The following is a 15,050-nucleotide window of genomic DNA, read 5'->3' on the forward strand; positions in this document are numbered from 1 at the left end:
AAGACGCAGAACACGCCAATGCCGAATCCGGCGAAGGTGCAGACCAGTGTCATTGCTGATTTAGGGATCATCTAAAAACCCTCCTTGCCGCGCTGAGATTCCCACTCGAACGGAATGACGATCACCCCGCCCTCCCGCAGACGATCTACGCAACGCTCGCCCATGGCCGAAGACAGTGATTTGCCATCGAGGTTTGAAATAATCACCGTGGGTCGCATTTGCTCGTAACGGCCGTTGATGATCGTGAACAGGGTGGTCAGTTCGAAGTCGCTCGGGATCTCTTTGCTCACGCCAATTTCATCCAAGACGAGCAGCGACGGAGCGATCAAACCGGCAAGGATCATCCCCTCGGTGCGTTCCGTACCGCCGCCGTACGTGGACCTGATGTCGTGCAGGATTGAGCCAATCGTGCGGTACACGGCCGTGGCGGCGGTCTTGCGCATGAGCTCATTGGCAATGGCAACGCCCAAGTGGGTCTTGCCGGTTCCGGGCTTGCCCAGCATCAACAGGCAGCGGCCTGATTCAGATATCTCCGGAAACTTGTCCACGTACTTGCGGCAGATCCGCAGCGCTTCTTTCTGCTCGGGCGACTCGGCGTTGTAGCCGTTGAGCGTCTTGCTGGCGAAGCGTTTCGGGATCAGGGCCGAACCGAGCTTGACGGACAGTTCGTAGCGCTCATGAACCTTGGCCCGCTCAGCCTCTTCTTCCTTGGCTATGCGCATGCACTCGGGGCACCCGGTCTTGAACACCTTGCCGAAAATCACGTTCACGGTTTGCGGGAACTGGCCGTGGTCTTCGCAGATTCCAGTCGTCGCTTGCGGAGCTGGCACGCCACTCGGCATGGCGATTACTTTTTCAGATCGCATAGCTGCCGTCCTCTCGCATGGTCAGGCCGGCGGTGTAATCGCGGTCAGCGAAGCCGGTGTGACGGGATTGGGGTTCACGTTTCGGGAACTGGCGGACATTGCTCGCTCGGTGCTTGTCGTCCTTCACCCACTTGACCAGCAGGGATACCCATTTGGATTGGATCTGCAGGATGCCAGTCGTTTCATGGTGAGCAGTGAACGGGGCGATAGCCTCCCTGGTGAACAGGTCGGTCGAGACGCCGAAGTGGACGCAGTAGGTCTTCAGGAGGTTTTCGTCAGGCATCCACTCCAGGGCCATCTCGACAGGAGCCTTTGGGTCGACAGGTTCCGGGGCTGCATCGAGATCAAGTTCAGGCTGAGGCTCTTCGCCCGCAGTGTGAGAGTGGTGTTGATCTTCTCCATTCCCTTCTACATCTACATCCATTACGGGGTCGACTGGTGGTCGACCGGTCGACGACTCTTCGACGACTGATCCGCTACCATTCGACGACTGCTCGACGACTGGCTCAGGAACTGGAGGATATTTGAAGTTCTTCTTCTCGATCTTCTGGTGTTTCCAGCCACTCACGTGCAGGTACTGTTTGCCGTCAACGGTGTAGCTGCGCGTCAGGCCTGAACCTTCCAGTTCGCCCAGCAGTTCGCTTACCGCTTCGGTAGTGATGTCGTCACCAGGGAAGACAAGAGCCTTGATGGTTCGCGGAGACAGCGGGTGATTGCCGCCGTCGTCACAGAAATTCCACAGGCCGATGAACAACAGGCGAGCAAGGGGGCGACTTTCCATCACCTGCTCGCTGGACCAAAACTCGGGTTTGATGGTGCGGATGCGAGCCATTACGCGGCCCTCTTGAGTGCTTTGTCATGGGTGAACAAACCGTTCCAGTTCTTCTTCATGGGCAGCGCGCCGGCCAGGTACAGGTCGTACAGGCGTACGGCACCCTTCTTCAGCAGGACTGGCGTGAAGGAAACAAACGGCTCTTTGCCGTGAGGGGTGACTTCGTGCTGGTGCTCAGTCATGTACTTATCGCGGGCGTAGGACGCCACGCGGAAACGTAGGCCGGATTTGCTCTCGTTGAACAGCCAGTTGCGGCCCTCAAGAAACTTGCCCACCTGCATGACGTTGACCCCGTTGAGCCCCTTGCAGAACTGCGTATGGGTCATCCCTTCCTTGAACAGGTTCTCCATGGAGTGGATTTTTGAGGCCTGGGCTTCGACTTGGATTACCAGCTGCAGGCGCTGCTGCTCGGCCTCAAATGCAAGCTGGATGAGGTCCATGCGTGATAGTTCGCGGGGTTTAGTAGCTGCCCCTTCAAGCTCCTGCCACCGATCAACCAGCGCCGCGGTGAATTCAGGGCTGAGCTGGGCCACCACGACGAAGCTGTCACGCTTGCAGACTTGATAGACGGATTCGGCTCGAGGGCGCCCTAACGCGTCACGGAATTGTCCATCCCCCATTGGGGGTTGGACGATTACACCGCGCTCTACCAGCCGCTCAATGGATTGCTTGACCTTGTCGTGCCGAGAATCGACCAGATCTGCGATCTCTCGGGAAGACATAGTTGTACGCGACACGTTTTCAGAATTAACAAAACGTGTCGCGACATTGGAAGAGGTATTGCTTGAATTGGGTTGGCTCTGCATAATCGGCCTCATCAAGTGGTAATGAATCAGCCGGGGCGCAATCCCGGCTTTTTTGTGCCTGCGATTCAGGCGCTATAGGTGTCCGGCGCATCCGTGGTAGCTTTTTGCTTCCACACGAAAAGGCCTCGGAGGCCGGACATGTCATTAATCGATACTCAAAACTTCAACATCACCTGCGGCGAGTGCGCCCACAAATTCCCTCAGTCGGTCGGTGACCTGAAGCTCAATGACCGAATGACCATCTGTCCCGAATGCGGGAATCGCCACCAACTCGACAAAGCCGGGTTTGAGGCTGCCGTCGCTGAAGGTGAAAAGCAGATCGAGGACCTTCAAGCGAAGGTGCGGAGCATCGGAGAGAATCTTTTCAAGGGTGGCAACTAGCCCCTCAAGCTCGGAAAGACCGGGCTGAGCATTTAGTTGAAGTGTCAGTTCGGCTTTCATCAGGCGGCCTTCAGCGATTCGCGCAAAACGTGTAGCGCGTCGATGGCTTCCTGAATGGCTTTGTCGCCCTGGGCTTTTTCGTGCTGGCTGATGTGGTTGTCCGAGGCTGCGTCGAAGATCAATCGGCCAACGTCGCCGCATTCGGCGGTCAGGTGGCACAGCGCGGCCATCAGTGGCTTCGGCTCTGGACGCTTACGCAGCACGACGTCACATTCGAACTGGTTGGCGAGTGCGCCCAGCACGCTCAAGCGGCCTTCCAGCGGCAAATGGGTCAGAACCATCCCCAGCATCTGGATGTTCATCTTGTGATTGGCCCGGTTGGGGTTCGCGCAATCCAGCAGCGTGGTTTCGTTCACGCCCATTCGCTTTGCCAGCGCGGTGCCACCGTCAGCTTTCACTTCCCGGTGCAGCGTTCTTTCGAATTCTTCCATTGCGAAATCCCCTATTCGTCTCGCGTGGCGTAGTGCCAGTAGTTCCGCGATCATCTGTTCATCAACTGATCAGGGATGAACCCATGACCATTTCTTTTCCCAGTCCCGAAACAGGGACCAGCACCAAACTTGAAATCTGTGACCGGCCTGCCCCTCCCGCTCTCCGGTCCCTAATAAGGGGCGGAACTCATCGCTTAAGGTTGAAGGCCAGAACGTTGCTGACCGGCTTCGCGGTATCGCAGATCGCCTTCTTCAGCCCCGGCATTGCCAATCGCACAAGCTCGGAGGCCAATGCGTCAGGGGTGATCCCGACTTCCAGCGCCCATCGCGCCAGTTCTTCTATTGCGTTCTTCCTGAGCTCCACTACTGCACTGGGCATAAATCCCCCTCTTTCGCCTTTTCAGGCCTGTCGCTTCTCAAGCTCAAACGGCAATTCACCTAGTGTTCGCCTGACCTCAAGCGCCGCTTCGATGATTTCCCGGCTGAGCACGCTGTGTTGCAGCTTCATGTTGCGAGCAACGTCCTTGAGCTCTTGGAAGACTTCGTCATCGAGGCGCACCTTCACCTGGTGCTCGTGTCGATGCGCTTTGTCGTCGTAGGCCATAGGTTCACTTCCGATTTCGGGGTGACAGTGCTTGGGTTAGGCGGCGGAAAGGGTCTGGCTTGGCGCAGAGTTGATCTGCCCCCAAGGGAACGATGGGCAAAGGTCGGCCTTTTTGATTTGGCCTTCGGTCAATGCCTCGATCTGCAACGCACGCTTTGCTGGTACCGAGCGCTCGCCTGAACACCATTGGTTGACGGTGGGCGCTGTAACCCGCAGGAGGCGCGCCATCTCCGCCTGGCTGCCCAGCAAGCGGGATGCTTCTTTGGCTGCTTCTGCTGATTTCATGATTTCTCTCCTGGAGACTGGATGTGAATATAAGGCATTACCTTATCCACGACAAGCCATTGCCTAACCAAACTATGGATAGGCTTAATTAGGCAATGCTTACCGGACCAGAATTAGGCGCAGCTATTGAGGCCGCGCGGATCGCCAAGGGCGTATCGAAAAAGAAACTCGCAGACGACTTCCAAGTGAAGCCTCCGTCGATACAAGGTTGGGTGAAAAACGGCCGTATCGATAAGTCGAAGCTGATGGACGTCATCTCCTATTTTGAAGATGTGGTTGGGCCCGAGCATTGGGGGTTGAGCCCCCATTTCTCTTTCGGAAGACCCGCCTCGGCTCCTGCCTCATCTCCTGCTGACGACGAAGATCACGAGTTAGAAAAAATCCCTACTCGTATCAAATCAGCAGCTGAGATCGTACGCGGCATGCTTTCCAAGCAAGGGAAAAGGCTTTCTGAGGACGCCCGTAGGCGATTGCTTGAAGTAGCTGAAGCCGAGGATGGGGGTGGTTTGCTTGAGCTCGACTACTATCGCCCCGGCGCTGTAGGTGACGAAGTATGGATCGCCCATTACGACGTCCGCGCGGCAATGGGCGGTGGGCAGATCCCACACGACTATCCCGAAATGTTTCAGGACGTGCGCGTCAGCCCGCAGCATCTGCGAGAAATGGGCGTCGATTTCAAGGAGCACTTTCATCTGAAAATGGTGACAGGTTGGGGGCAATCGATGGCACCGACGATTAAGCACCGTGATCCGCTCCTCGTCGACGTCAGCATTCGTGAATTCGCCGGCGATGGAATCTATATGTTCTCCTGGGAGGGCCACCTGTACATCAAGCGTCTTCAGTGGATCGGTGATGATCAGATCAAGATGCTTTCCGATAACGATAGACATCCGCCGCAGACAATCAGGGCTGATGAAACCTTCATTCAGGCCCGCGTGCTCCTCGTTTGGAACGCCCAATTGGTGTAACCACATGCCCCTCGCCAAACCAAATCAGCAGCTTCGACGCGACCTGAAAGAGGCCGCCGTCCTTCTCAAGTGGTCCGGCGTGGATCTGTTCGGCTTTGCCAAGCCGTCTTCTGGCTGCCGGCGACGAGCAAGGCGCCAATGACCTGATGAAGATCGCGCTGAGCCCCCAAGAGACCGAGGACAAGCTGGCGGGGTATGCGGAAGAAGTGAACGAGGGAAGGATTTTTCGGGGGAAGGCCGATTGATCTGGCGCGGCGGGGATTTGTAGTTTTTCCAATAACCACAGGAAGTGAATCATGAAAATCATCACCATCGTTCTGGCCGCAGTCCTTGCTGCCACCTCCGTCTCCGCAATTGCACACGGCGGCCGCACCGACAAGCAGGGCTGTCACAACGATAAAAAGGCCGGGACGCGGCACTGTCATTGATAGGTAGCAGGCATTTCAGGAGGCCATCGTGGGGCTCAACAAACAAACCCAAGACCTGAGGCGCGAACTCAAGGAGCTAGGGCTTGACCTTGAGCAGGCCGCAGACGAAGTGCTCAGAATCACCAAGGATTGCCGGGATGTCGATCCGATAGCCGTCCTGAAGCTGATTGCGAAGCTCTACGAACATGCGGATCGGGTTGCAGCGCTGATGGACGAGGTCCGGGATGGCGTGATTGCGCGAGGGAAGGCTGAGTAGGTGTGGAGAGGATTTTTAAAACGCGGAGCACCCATCGACTCCAAGGATAGACATGACAAAAACGATGACATTTTTTGTGCTGGCCTTGCTAGTTGGCTGCAGCACGCATAAGCCAGAACCACCTCTACTCCCGCGGGGCAACATGCCGATGACGGAGCAAGAGTACCAAGAGGCTGAGCTTTTGCTGCTCAAGAAGCAGGAGTTACCGCCTGATGAGTGCGCGAAATAGGTGAAGGCGGGAAGTATTGTGCGGGGGAAGGCCTGACTGGTTTCAGCTGAAATTATTTGTTTGTTCGGTATCTAAAGGAATGATTCCGTGGTGTTCAGTGAAGAGTTGATAAGTGAGCTGCTTTTGATGCCGAAGGTGGTGATGAACCCCAGCGCCAAAGCCAAGGTCCAAAAGAAATCTGAGCGTGTCACGTATCAGGTCGAATCGGTCGACGGTGAAAAGTCCTTTGAGATGTACACCCGACAAAATCAGATTGATCCCGATGCATACTCCTGTGGCTTGGTGTACCACCCCAAAAGGGGAGAAAAGGTAACCCTCGTACGCTATAACGGAAGCAATCACGTCCACCTGAATCCACTTGAGGATGGTGAGTTGATTGTGAACCGGTGCCATATACACCGAGCCACTCAGCGGTATATGGAAATGGGAGAGAAGGCAGAAAAATATGCCGAGACCACAGATCGCTACGACCACCTATCTGGAGCTATGCTATGCATGATCGAGGATTGCAATATCTCCGGTCTTCAACCGCCACCAAATGAGCCTGAAAAACCTTATGAGCCACAAATGAGCCTTGGACTATGAACGAGGTTGCCGCAATAAAAGAGACGCTCTGCGCCGCATTCTGTGAGGATGTGGCTGTCTCTGCGCGCGGTAATTTGCTCACAGTTTCATTGCCTATGGTTGCAAGGGATGGCGACTCGTTCACGACCTATCTCAGCAGAATTTCTGGCGGTTGGAGGATATCCGATGCCGCTAACACCATGATGCGACTGAGCTACGAGAATGACCTGACCAAGCTGCTAACAGGACCTAGGGCAAGGCTATTTGAAACAATTCTTTCTGAAAATGGCCTCCAGGAAGACGACGGCGAGATATTTTTAGAGGTTCCTGCGGATCGACTTGTTCGCGGAATATTTCAGCTAGGGCAAGGCCTGAGCCGAGTCGAAGACATTTCTCTGTGGTCTAGAACTCGCGTGGAGTCGACCTTCTATCACGACCTCCGGGAAGTTCTGTATGCGACTCTTCCCGCCGACCGAATTGAAGAGTCGTACGCGCCTGAAATCCCCTGCGGCGAAGACTATGCAGTTGATTACCGAATCAAGACCGAGGGGCGCCCATTGTTCGTCTTCGGCGTAAACGGTAAGGACAAGGCGCGACTCACCACAATCACGCTTCTGCATTTGAAGCATCAAGGTTTGAAATTTGATTCGATGGTGGTGTGCAGTGATTTCACCGAGCTTCCCAAGCAGGATGCCTCTCGGCTGATGACTGCTGCGAACGACATCGTCCCAACTGTGGCGGACATACAAGCCATCCGAGACAAAATACTCGACAGAGTGTCCTGATCAAAAGCCCAGCCCAGCGCCGGGCTTTTCGTTTCTACCCCCTCTCTACACCCGCGATTTGCAATGCTGCGAAACGGCCCTCGTGCAGCATGCATGAGCCCTCGCTGCCATCACCATATCTAAAGCATTGATAGTCAAGCTGATTACTTACACCCCTGATTGGCACAGGTGATGCACTACTACCTTGGAAAACAAAGTGGTGTCGGCAATGACCGTCCCGCATCCTATCCGTGATAGCAGAGGCAAACACAATGAACGCCATTGACCTTTTGAAGGCTGACCACGTACGAGTAAAAGACATCCTCGCCCAATTGAACGAGTCGAGTGATCGAGCCACAAAAAAGCGCGTTGACCTGGTAGCCAAGCTTGAAATGGAAATCACGATCCACACCAAGCTGGAGGAAGAGATACTGTATCCGGCCTATAAGAAGGCAGGTGGTAAGGAGCAGGAGCAAATGTATTACGAGGCCAAGGAAGAGCATCGTACTGTCGACTCTCTCGTGCTCCCTGACCTAAAGGCGACAGACCCATCGACTCCTGAGTTTGCAGGTCGCGCGAAGGTTGTTAAGGAACTGCTGGAGCATCACATTGAAGAGGAGGAAACCGAAATGTTTCCTCATGCGAAAAAGCTGCTCGGCAAAGCGACCCTGGATGCACTGGGTGAGCAAATGGAAGCCATGAAAGCTGAATACAAGAAAGGTCTCAGCGCGCCAAATATTGCCGCTTAACAGACCAACATAAAGCGGAGCCCGGTCCACCGCCGGGCTTTTTGCATCTGCCCTTCGTCGCGTAACTATTGAGCTGTCACATTGCGTGGCTGCACACTGAGCGAGCTGACGGATCGGCGCCCCAAGTGTTACAGAGAGCCCGCCCCGTGCGGGCTTTTTTGTATCTGCACTTCCCTGTCCCTCTATTGCTCGACCCTTATCACGAACCCCTTCAGGAGCTGCTTAGTTCGTAGCTCTCCTATCATGGTGTCTGCCTTCCCCCGCTCCGCAAACGGCCCAACAAAAACTCGGGTCTTGCCATCTTTGGTGGTTGTGTAAGAGGCAAGCCCATCGGCCGCCATCTTCTTTTGCAGATTTATTGCCTGTGCCGCATCACTCATAGATGCAACCTGCACCGCCCATTGGGGCTCTTTGGTAGGCACAGTCTTCGCAACCTTAGCGGGTTTCTTCGCTTCTGGTTTTGATGGTGCTGGGACTGGCAAGTCGGCTTTTGCTAGCTCTACTTTCGCTTGTGCAGGCCTTGGCTCACACTTTCCAAGCCAGTAAATCTGATGGAAGTAAGAAACTCCCTCACGATTAAGGCTTGCATTGTCGCCCTCTTCGATCGTGACATAGCTAACCCCAATGCGGCCCTGCTTTGAGTAATTGAAGTTCGCCACGAACCTGCGGAAGCCGGTGAGCCCACCGAACGAGTTTCGAGAGTTAACCTCTCCACAAAGCATGCCGTAATGCACGTCTCCGATGACCTGCTCTTCCACCATAAAAACGCGCTGAAACTTTGCGGAGTCCGCGTCCTTTAGGGTTGAAGCGACCATGTCCTTAGCCTTATCGACCGCCATATCTTGAGTAACGTCGCAACCGGCCAGCACGCCCAATGCTGCACCGATAGTGAAAATCCTAATCCACACAAGAAAATCCATTTAAATCACTCGCTGAGCCCGTAATGGGTGGTACCGCAGAATATCAGTCTCGCCTGGACATGGCCCGCCAAGCGCGGGCTTTTCTTCTCCCATCAGAAAGGCGCCGGCTCCTCGATTGGCTCCCAAGCCTCGACCGGCCGATCCTCCACCGCGCTCGCTTCCCACTTCAGCGTCACCGACTCATCGTCGTTGAACGTCATGTCTATGCCGTCTGTCTCGTTCAACAGCCCCATCACCTCCTCCCACTCCCGGTCTCCGTCTGTGTCCAGACGATGGACCGTCACCCAGCGCTGAATCTGCGCTACGGGGTGATTGATCATCGAGGAGACGCGTAGCCCTAACCTTTCAATCCCGCTCATCTCTTGCCGCTCTACCTGCTTTTCCTGTTTTTTCGCCTTCGCCATATCGCCCCCAAATACTGGATATCCATACAGGTTTAGCAAAGCTTACCCCAGCGCTAACCAATTGCATATCCAGAACTGGGTCTTTCCGAGAGGGCAAATAATTTGAAAATAATTAGGCATTACCTATTTACAGAAATTAGGCATTGGCTTATCTTCAATCCATCGCCACCGAGTACCCAACAAGGGGCCAGCTGCGAAGGGTCGAGAGATCCGCCGCTCTTTAACAATCCAAACCATTCGCGGATCGATCCCCGGAAACGGGTAGCCCTTGAGGCGTCGCTGGAAACAGCGAACAGCGCGAACCATAAATTTCGATCCCCATGTCAGCTCTGGAACTGAACCACGCCCGGCTCTGGTTACCGGACCAGATCGACCTGCTGATGCCTCTGGATTCAGCGACCACCGATCTGCGCTGTAAGTACTCCCTGCCGGAGCCAAGATGAGGTGCTTCACCGGCACAGTTCGAAGCAGTGAAACGAATGCCCTCCAGGGTGGCGAGTAACCCTGTACCGAAAAGCCAGATGAAGTACCGCGCAAGAGGCCAGACGCTGAGCGCGAGCAAGACCCAAAGAGATTTACTGATGCCGCTTCGATGAGGCGGCATTGGAAATCAACGGAGGGCACCGAGATGCCAAAGAAGGCCTATGAGTGCGGCAGCTGCAACGACGTGCACAGCACGCACTACGCCGCCGAGCAGTGCTGCCAGCCAGAAGTCAGCGACGTTTGGCTTTGCGATACCTGCGAAGAGGCGCATGACGAGAAAGACGATGCGGAGAAATGCTGTGTCGGCAAGGTTAAGGCGCGCGGCATTGAAACAGTTCGCTGCCCGGCCTGCTTCCGGGATCAGGAATTGGTGCAGCACGCCATTGAGATTGAAGTTGCCGGCCACTGCTCTGAGTGCAATCCGCACTACTCGGTAGACGACACATTCAAGATTGGCGACCTGGTAGATCAGCAAATTGCTGAGAACCTTGAACGCTCGCTTTGACAACCAGCGCCACGACAGCCTGTCGTTAACTGCCCGAACGCCTGGTACTCCCCAGCACCAGGCCGCATCGGAGAGTGATCGAAGCGTGCCCAAGCGGGCTGCAGCGCTAGGATCGCAAAGACCCGTGAATGTCCTGAGCCGGTATGAGCGAGACGGCCAACACTATAAACGCGGCGGGAACCAAGCAGGGGTAGCGCCCTGGTGTTTCGATCACTCTCCGATGCGGACGAAACTGCGGCCTATAACCGCCCACCTGCGTCACCATCGTCCAGTTGGCCAGGTCGTTTATCGCGACGTCAACGCTGGAGCCGGACAGCGTTACCGGCAACCCCTTCCCCTCCGACACCACCCGCATGCACTCCCCTCCGCGCCCAACGGCAACCAGCGGAACGGATGAGTGCAGCCGAGTTTTGTTGGATCAGCACCGCCACTCTTGGAGGCGACGCCATGGCAACCACCTATGCAGACAGTGCGCAGGCCCGAGAGTGGGATAGACGCTACGACGCTTGGGGTCGCGATAAGAGACCTCAGCCCCATGAGTTCCACGATTACGAGTCCGCCGAGCAGTTGCGCACTCAGGCCCTGGCTGATCGTGCCGCCCGTGAAATTGAAGAGCGCAAAAGCCTGAAGTGCCGAATCGGTCTGGCAATGGCGCAAATGGAAACGATCTGTCCACCAAATGGAGGCGCAGCGTGAACACTGAAGAGCGCGATCACCAGACCGCTGTCACCTGGATCGAAGGCGAGATCAACAACATGATCCGCGACCTTGGCAAACCAAACGCCAGTTCGGCGGCTACGTCAGTTATCACTCTGGCCTTCCTGCTGCGCGCCATCGACGACACAGAGCAACGCCACTACCGGGCACGCATCGACCAGATCTATGCCTCCTACAACGAGTCGAACAAGCAGGGAGCCGCAGCATGACAACCCCGCCAGTTAAATCACTGATCGACGATCAGCTCGACGAAATTGAATCGAAGCTGATCATGCTCGGCTTCGGCCTTCCGTTTAACGAAGTGATCGGCCAACCGCGCGAACGTGCAGTGGCCAGCCTACCGCAGCGCTTGGCGGCCACCATGAAGGGTGGGCGAATCGCGGTGAGGGTCAGGCCATGAAGATCGTATTTTGGCTTCTGGCATTCGGCATGACCGTCCTACTTTTCCAGTACGTGCTGTTCAAAGAGAGCGGTGCTCCTCGGCAGCTCAGCCTGCCAGTGGCGGTGATGCGATGAGCATGATTTGCGGCAACTGCAACCAGACAGGCATCCGCTGGATGGGGACGATGAGTCGGTTAACTCATACCGAATGCCCGCACTGCGGCGGCACCAACTGCCAGATCGCCAATCAGCCAGAAGAAGACGAGCCAGAGATTGCAACTTGCGGCTGCGGTGCAACTGGCGAGGTGAACTACGACAACGGCACGGAGCGGCGTTACTACTGCTACAGCGCCTTGCCGATGTGTTCACCATGACCTCTCGCCAGCGCTCCCGGCGCCGCGCCATCCGCTGGACATCAGCGTTTGTCGGCTTCCTGTTCATCACCATCGTCCTTCTGGCCCCGGCACTCGGCGGCCTTGTAACTCAATAACCCTCACACTATTAAGGGCTGCGCACCGCGCGGCAAGGAACTGTCATGTCCGCAAATACTAAACAAGCACTCGCGCAAGACTCGCTCGAGATGGGCGAAGCCGAAGACGCACAAAACTCCGTTGTCCCTTCGGTAGCTGTCACCGACATCGCCGAATACCGACCACACGAGGAACAGATCGTTCGTCTGGAGGCCACCTACGCAAAGTTGGTCGTTGACTGCTCGACCAGCGAAGGTTTGGCGAATGCGAAAGAAGTTCGCGTCGATATCCGCGATGTTCGCTATGCCCTGGCCAACACCACCAAAACGGCGCTCGTTCCCTATCAGCAGAAAGTCAAAGATGCCCAGGCTCGCGTCAACCAGGTTAAAGAGTTCGGTGAGATGCTGAAGGATCGCGTGTTGGCGATTGAAACGCCTGTCGACGAAGCAATCAAAGCCGAGGAAAAACGCGTGGCTGATGCCAAAGCCGAGCGCGAGCGTGTTGAGGCTGAACGTGTCGAAGCCATCCGGGCAAAGATTACCCGCTTCAGCTCTGTCGCTGCCGCATATGCAAGCCGCAGCGCTGCTGATGTCGCAATCGTTCTGCAAAGCGTCAAGGAGTCGGTGATCCTGCCCGAAGAATATGCCGAGTTTGAAGCTGAAGGCACCATCGCCCGCGACAACGCTATTGAACAGCTCGAAACGCTGCACAAGTCGGCTGTTGAACGTGAAGAAGCTGCCGCCAAGCTGCTGGCCCAGCAGAAAGAACTCGACGAATTGCGCGAGAAACAACGCATCGCCGACGCCGAAGCTGAGGAGTTACGCAGACAACGTGCCGAAGAAGACCGTCTGCGTTTGAAGAAACAGCAGGACGATCTGGACCAGCAGCGCCGCGACATGGAAGCACAGCAACGCCAACAGCGTGAGCAGCAGGAAGAGCAACAGCGACAGCAGCGCGAACGCGACGCTCAGTATCAGCGTGATCAGGAAGAACTGGCTCGCCTGCGTGCCCAAGCTGCCACACCGGCCCCGGTCATTGCCGCGGTTGCGCCGCTGATCGAAGAGCAGGTTGAAGTCGCCCACGTCAGCACAAAGGCGATTGAAAGGGAATCCGACGACGTGACCACGACCGCTCCATCGGTTGACGACATTGTCGAGGTTGTAGCCCTGGGCTTCGACGTGGACCTCGACACCGCTCGCGCTTGGCTTCGCGCCATCCGCTTCTAACCACCCCCTTTCCATCTAAAGGTCGACACACTCCTTGTCGGCCACGGAGAGCGCCATGACCGACTCAGACACTCAAGCACCAACGGGCCTCACCACTTACCACGATCCATCGCACAACGCGGCAGCGCTCATCCTCGACCCAGGCACCATGAAGTCGATGAGCGACCTCGCGCTGATGATGTCGAAGGGCGTGACAACAGTCCCCAAGCATTTGAAGGGCAATCAAGCTGACTGCATGGCGGTGGTGCTACAAGCAATGCAGTGGCAGATGAACCCATTCGCTGTTGCGCAGAAGACGTTCATCGTCAATGGCGGTGCATTGAGCTACGAGGCGCAGCTCGTCAACGCAGTAATCACATCCAAGGCACCCGTGAAGGGTCGCCTGAACTTCGAATGGTTCGGCGCCTGGGAAAACGTCATCGGGAAGATGCGCGAAGTCACCAGCAAAACCAAGAAGGACGAGGACACCGGCGAGTTCAAGAAGTACCGCGTCCCAGCCTGGAGCTTTGACGACGAGAAAGGCCTCGGGATCAGGGTCTGGGCAACCTTCAAAGGTGAAGACGAACCTCGAATTCTGGAGCTTCTGCTCACCCAGGTCCGCACCCGGAACTCTACGCTTTGGGCGGAAGATCCCAAGCAGCAGATTGCCTACCTGGTGACAAAGAAATGGGCGCGGCTCTTCTGCCCTGACGTCATCCTCGGTGTCTATACGCCCGATGAGTTCGAAGACTCATACGGTGGTGAAATCGATATCACCCCCGTGAAACAAGCTGCGAACACTGCTGCCGTCTCGAGCGTTTCCTTCGGTCCGAAATCCCCGTCGCCTGAAATCGACGGAGTATTCGCAGACCTTTTAGCCGTCGCCAAGCGGCAGGACATCGATGCCTATGCGACAGCCTGGGCAGGTCTCAAGCCTAAGCAGCGCGCAGCGATCGGCCTGGAGTGCCACGAAGCGCTCAAGAACATGGCTGCGACCGTTGATGGCGACTTCACCGATATGACTGGCACGAACGACGACCTGTCTCAGGCCGAGGAAGCGGCGTAATGAGAGCGGAACTTCAGGGCACTGAAAAGTGGCATGCAGACCGATCCGGTCGGGTGACAGCCAGTCGGTTTAAAGACGTGATGGCCTGGGGGAAGCCTGACAAAAACGGGAAGCGCGAACCTATGGGCGCGCGCACCTCGTACATGCGCGAACTGTGTTTCGAACGGCTGGCAAAGAAGTCCAAGCACAACGTCAGCAGCGCTTCCCTGAAGTGGGGTCACACCGAAGAACAGAAGGCTCAGGACGCTTACGAGATGCTGACCGGCAACATCGTGATGCCGTCGGAATTCATCGTTCATCCGAAGTACGACTGGCTTGGCTGTTCGCCAGACGGACTGATCAATGACGACGGGGGCACCGAGTCGAAGTGCCCCTTCAATGAGGCGATACACGTCAGGACCTGGCTCGAAGGCATGCCCGAGGAACACATGCCCCAAGTGCAGGGCTGCATGTTCGTCACGGGCCGGAAATGGTGGGACTTCCTATCGTTTGATTCTCGCCAGGACGAAGAGTGTCAGCTCTACATCGAGACGATTTACCGCGACGAAGATTACATCGCCAACCTGCACAAGGAACTCGTCCAGTTCAACCTGGAACTGAATCGCATGGTTGATGAGGTCGCAGACAGAGCTCGCGCTCAGGCCCATCGGCTCAGCGCCTGATAACAAATGAGGTG

At 56.1% G+C, this 15,050-nt stretch carries 25 protein-coding genes; 15 read left to right on the forward strand and 10 right to left on the reverse strand.

All coding sequences use genetic code 11. The features are described 5' to 3' along the window. Positions 1–71: 71 nt before the first annotated feature. From ACM6IO_RS03320 to ACM6IO_RS03355, 8 genes are all read right to left on the reverse strand, one after another. Complete coding sequence (locus ACM6IO_RS03320; protein ID WP_414910914.1) at positions 72–866, reverse strand: ATP-binding protein; 795 nt, start codon at positions 864–866, stop codon at positions 72–74. Beyond that, entirely contained in the window at positions 856–1,698 is an 843-nt protein-coding gene (locus ACM6IO_RS03325; protein ID WP_414910915.1) for a DnaT-like ssDNA-binding domain-containing protein, read from the reverse strand. Before ACM6IO_RS03325 ends, ACM6IO_RS03320 begins: the two co-directional genes overlap by 11 nt. Further along, a complete protein-coding gene (locus ACM6IO_RS03330; RefSeq protein WP_414910916.1) occupies positions 1,698–2,504 on the reverse strand; it encodes a Rha family transcriptional regulator in 807 nt (268 codons plus the stop codon). The genes ACM6IO_RS03325 and ACM6IO_RS03330 overlap by 1 nt, the downstream gene beginning before the upstream one ends. Before the next feature lie 144 nt (positions 2,505–2,648). Further along, the gene (locus ACM6IO_RS03335; protein WP_223553416.1) at positions 2,649–2,945 is read right to left on the reverse strand and encodes a hypothetical protein; all 297 of its coding nucleotides are present in this window, start codon (positions 2,943–2,945) and stop codon (positions 2,649–2,651) included. Further along, positions 2,945–3,376 carry a phage regulatory CII family protein gene (locus tag ACM6IO_RS03340; RefSeq protein ID WP_403016035.1) on the reverse strand — a complete coding sequence of 144 codons (432 nt, stop codon included), beginning with the start codon at positions 3,374–3,376 and terminating at the stop codon, positions 2,945–2,947. Before ACM6IO_RS03340 ends, ACM6IO_RS03335 begins: the two co-directional genes overlap by 1 nt. A gap of 187 nt (positions 3,377–3,563) precedes the next feature. Further along, complete coding sequence (locus tag ACM6IO_RS03345) at positions 3,564–3,755, reverse strand: hypothetical protein (protein ID WP_414910917.1); 192 nt, start codon at positions 3,753–3,755, stop codon at positions 3,564–3,566. A gap of 21 nt (positions 3,756–3,776) precedes the next feature. After that, complete coding sequence (locus tag ACM6IO_RS03350; protein ID WP_414910918.1) at positions 3,777–3,980, reverse strand: hypothetical protein; 204 nt, start codon at positions 3,978–3,980, stop codon at positions 3,777–3,779. 36 nt (positions 3,981–4,016) lie between these two features. Next, complete coding sequence (locus ACM6IO_RS03355) at positions 4,017–4,265, reverse strand: transcriptional regulator (protein ID WP_414910919.1); 249 nt, start codon at positions 4,263–4,265, stop codon at positions 4,017–4,019. Positions 4,266–4,360: 95 nt separating this feature from the next. On the opposite strand from ACM6IO_RS03355, the gene ACM6IO_RS03360 reads away from it, so the two are divergent. From ACM6IO_RS03360 to ACM6IO_RS03390, 7 genes are all read left to right on the forward strand, one after another. Continuing rightward, positions 4,361–5,233, forward strand: coding sequence for a S24 family peptidase (locus ACM6IO_RS03360; protein WP_414910920.1), 873 nt, complete (start codon positions 4,361–4,363; stop codon positions 5,231–5,233). A 95-nt stretch (positions 5,234–5,328) separates the two neighbouring features. Further along, entirely contained in the window at positions 5,329–5,478 is a 150-nt protein-coding gene (locus tag ACM6IO_RS03365; protein ID WP_414910921.1) for a hypothetical protein, read from the forward strand. Positions 5,479–5,529: 51 nt separating this feature from the next. Then, complete coding sequence (locus tag ACM6IO_RS03370; RefSeq protein WP_414910922.1) at positions 5,530–5,661, forward strand: YHYH domain-containing protein; 132 nt, start codon at positions 5,530–5,532, stop codon at positions 5,659–5,661. A 28-nt stretch (positions 5,662–5,689) separates the two neighbouring features. Beyond that, on the forward strand, positions 5,690–5,917 hold the full coding sequence (locus ACM6IO_RS03375; protein ID WP_414910923.1) for a hypothetical protein: 228 nt from the start codon (positions 5,690–5,692) through the stop codon (positions 5,915–5,917). 316 nt (positions 5,918–6,233) lie between these two features. Next, complete coding sequence (locus ACM6IO_RS03380) at positions 6,234–6,731, forward strand: DUF6978 family protein (protein WP_414910924.1); 498 nt, start codon at positions 6,234–6,236, stop codon at positions 6,729–6,731. Then, a complete protein-coding gene (locus ACM6IO_RS03385; RefSeq protein ID WP_414910925.1) occupies positions 6,728–7,495 on the forward strand; it encodes a DUF1828 domain-containing protein in 768 nt (255 codons plus the stop codon). The genes ACM6IO_RS03380 and ACM6IO_RS03385 overlap by 4 nt, the downstream gene beginning before the upstream one ends. Before the next feature lie 251 nt (positions 7,496–7,746). Next, entirely contained in the window at positions 7,747–8,223 is a 477-nt protein-coding gene (locus ACM6IO_RS03390; protein WP_414910926.1) for a hemerythrin domain-containing protein, read from the forward strand. Between the two features lie 182 nt (positions 8,224–8,405). Here ACM6IO_RS03390 and ACM6IO_RS03395 read toward each other — a convergent pair whose 3' ends face one another. Continuing rightward, entirely contained in the window at positions 8,406–9,143 is a 738-nt protein-coding gene (locus ACM6IO_RS03395) for an SPOR domain-containing protein (protein ID WP_414910927.1), read from the reverse strand. A 92-nt stretch (positions 9,144–9,235) separates the two neighbouring features. Further along, positions 9,236–9,547: a DUF1654 domain-containing protein gene (locus tag ACM6IO_RS03400; protein WP_414910928.1), complete on the reverse strand. Its 312-nt coding sequence runs from the start codon at positions 9,545–9,547 to the stop codon at positions 9,236–9,238. 628 nt (positions 9,548–10,175) lie between these two features. On the opposite strand from ACM6IO_RS03400, the gene ACM6IO_RS03405 reads away from it, so the two are divergent. The 8 genes from ACM6IO_RS03405 to ACM6IO_RS03440 all read left to right on the forward strand — a co-directional run bounded on the left by ACM6IO_RS03405 (position 10,176) and on the right by ACM6IO_RS03440 (position 15,036). After that, the gene (locus ACM6IO_RS03405) at positions 10,176–10,535 is read left to right on the forward strand and encodes a hypothetical protein (RefSeq protein WP_414910929.1); all 360 of its coding nucleotides are present in this window, start codon (positions 10,176–10,178) and stop codon (positions 10,533–10,535) included. 447 nt (positions 10,536–10,982) lie between these two features. Beyond that, on the forward strand, positions 10,983–11,231 hold the full coding sequence (locus tag ACM6IO_RS03410; protein WP_414910930.1) for a hypothetical protein: 249 nt from the start codon (positions 10,983–10,985) through the stop codon (positions 11,229–11,231). Then, entirely contained in the window at positions 11,228–11,461 is a 234-nt protein-coding gene (locus tag ACM6IO_RS03415; protein ID WP_414910931.1) for a hypothetical protein, read from the forward strand. The genes ACM6IO_RS03410 and ACM6IO_RS03415 overlap by 4 nt, the downstream gene beginning before the upstream one ends. Next, positions 11,458–11,652, forward strand: a complete 195-nt coding sequence (locus ACM6IO_RS03420) for a hypothetical protein (RefSeq protein WP_214382175.1) — start codon at positions 11,458–11,460, stop codon at positions 11,650–11,652. Before ACM6IO_RS03415 ends, ACM6IO_RS03420 begins: the two co-directional genes overlap by 4 nt. 166 nt (positions 11,653–11,818) lie before the next feature. Continuing rightward, the gene (locus ACM6IO_RS03425; RefSeq protein ID WP_414910932.1) at positions 11,819–12,007 is read left to right on the forward strand and encodes a hypothetical protein; all 189 of its coding nucleotides are present in this window, start codon (positions 11,819–11,821) and stop codon (positions 12,005–12,007) included. A 161-nt stretch (positions 12,008–12,168) separates the two neighbouring features. Beyond that, complete coding sequence (locus ACM6IO_RS03430; protein WP_414910933.1) at positions 12,169–13,329, forward strand: hypothetical protein; 1,161 nt, start codon at positions 12,169–12,171, stop codon at positions 13,327–13,329. A 55-nt stretch (positions 13,330–13,384) separates the two neighbouring features. Continuing rightward, positions 13,385–14,374, forward strand: coding sequence for a RecT family recombinase (locus ACM6IO_RS03435; RefSeq protein WP_414910934.1), 990 nt, complete (start codon positions 13,385–13,387; stop codon positions 14,372–14,374). Next, entirely contained in the window at positions 14,374–15,036 is a 663-nt protein-coding gene (locus tag ACM6IO_RS03440; protein WP_414910935.1) for a lambda exonuclease family protein, read from the forward strand. Before ACM6IO_RS03435 ends, ACM6IO_RS03440 begins: the two co-directional genes overlap by 1 nt. Positions 15,037–15,050 lie beyond the last annotated feature (14 nt).

Source organism: Pseudomonas sp. IT-P44 (genome assembly GCF_949768225.1).
GTDB lineage: Bacteria > Pseudomonadota > Gammaproteobacteria > Pseudomonadales > Pseudomonadaceae > Aquipseudomonas > Aquipseudomonas migulae.

Bases quoted from the DNA above. Each gene is read 5' to 3' on its own strand.
- ACM6IO_RS03320 (WP_414910914.1), bottom strand. From the start codon at position 866: ATGCGATCTGAAAAAGTAATCGCCATGCCGAGTGGCGTGCCAGCTCCG.
- ACM6IO_RS03325 (WP_414910915.1), bottom strand. From the start codon at position 1,698: ATGGCTCGCATCCGCACCATCAAACCCGAGTTTTGGTCCAGCGAGCAG.
- ACM6IO_RS03330 (WP_414910916.1), bottom strand. From the start codon at position 2,504: ATGCAGAGCCAACCCAATTCAAGCAATACCTCTTCCAATGTCGCGACA.
- ACM6IO_RS03335 (WP_223553416.1), bottom strand. From the start codon at position 2,945: ATGAAAGCCGAACTGACACTTCAACTAAATGCTCAGCCCGGTCTTTCC.
- ACM6IO_RS03340 (WP_403016035.1), bottom strand. From the start codon at position 3,376: ATGGAAGAATTCGAAAGAACGCTGCACCGGGAAGTGAAAGCTGACGGT.
- ACM6IO_RS03345 (WP_414910917.1), bottom strand. From the start codon at position 3,755: ATGCCCAGTGCAGTAGTGGAGCTCAGGAAGAACGCAATAGAAGAACTG.
- ACM6IO_RS03350 (WP_414910918.1), bottom strand. From the start codon at position 3,980: ATGGCCTACGACGACAAAGCGCATCGACACGAGCACCAGGTGAAGGTG.
- ACM6IO_RS03355 (WP_414910919.1), bottom strand. From the start codon at position 4,265: ATGAAATCAGCAGAAGCAGCCAAAGAAGCATCCCGCTTGCTGGGCAGC.
- ACM6IO_RS03360 (WP_414910920.1), top strand. From the start codon at position 4,361: ATGCTTACCGGACCAGAATTAGGCGCAGCTATTGAGGCCGCGCGGATC.
- ACM6IO_RS03370 (WP_414910922.1), top strand. From the start codon at position 5,530: ATGAAAATCATCACCATCGTTCTGGCCGCAGTCCTTGCTGCCACCTCC.
- ACM6IO_RS03385 (WP_414910925.1), top strand. From the start codon at position 6,728: ATGAACGAGGTTGCCGCAATAAAAGAGACGCTCTGCGCCGCATTCTGT.
- ACM6IO_RS03390 (WP_414910926.1), top strand. From the start codon at position 7,747: ATGAACGCCATTGACCTTTTGAAGGCTGACCACGTACGAGTAAAAGAC.
- ACM6IO_RS03395 (WP_414910927.1), bottom strand. From the start codon at position 9,143: ATGGATTTTCTTGTGTGGATTAGGATTTTCACTATCGGTGCAGCATTG.
- ACM6IO_RS03400 (WP_414910928.1), bottom strand. From the start codon at position 9,547: ATGGCGAAGGCGAAAAAACAGGAAAAGCAGGTAGAGCGGCAAGAGATG.
- ACM6IO_RS03405 (WP_414910929.1), top strand. From the start codon at position 10,176: ATGCCAAAGAAGGCCTATGAGTGCGGCAGCTGCAACGACGTGCACAGC.
- ACM6IO_RS03410 (WP_414910930.1), top strand. From the start codon at position 10,983: ATGGCAACCACCTATGCAGACAGTGCGCAGGCCCGAGAGTGGGATAGA.
- ACM6IO_RS03420 (WP_214382175.1), top strand. From the start codon at position 11,458: ATGACAACCCCGCCAGTTAAATCACTGATCGACGATCAGCTCGACGAA.
- ACM6IO_RS03425 (WP_414910932.1), top strand. From the start codon at position 11,819: ATGAGTCGGTTAACTCATACCGAATGCCCGCACTGCGGCGGCACCAAC.
- ACM6IO_RS03430 (WP_414910933.1), top strand. From the start codon at position 12,169: ATGTCCGCAAATACTAAACAAGCACTCGCGCAAGACTCGCTCGAGATG.
- ACM6IO_RS03435 (WP_414910934.1), top strand. From the start codon at position 13,385: ATGACCGACTCAGACACTCAAGCACCAACGGGCCTCACCACTTACCAC.
- ACM6IO_RS03440 (WP_414910935.1), top strand. From the start codon at position 14,374: ATGAGAGCGGAACTTCAGGGCACTGAAAAGTGGCATGCAGACCGATCC.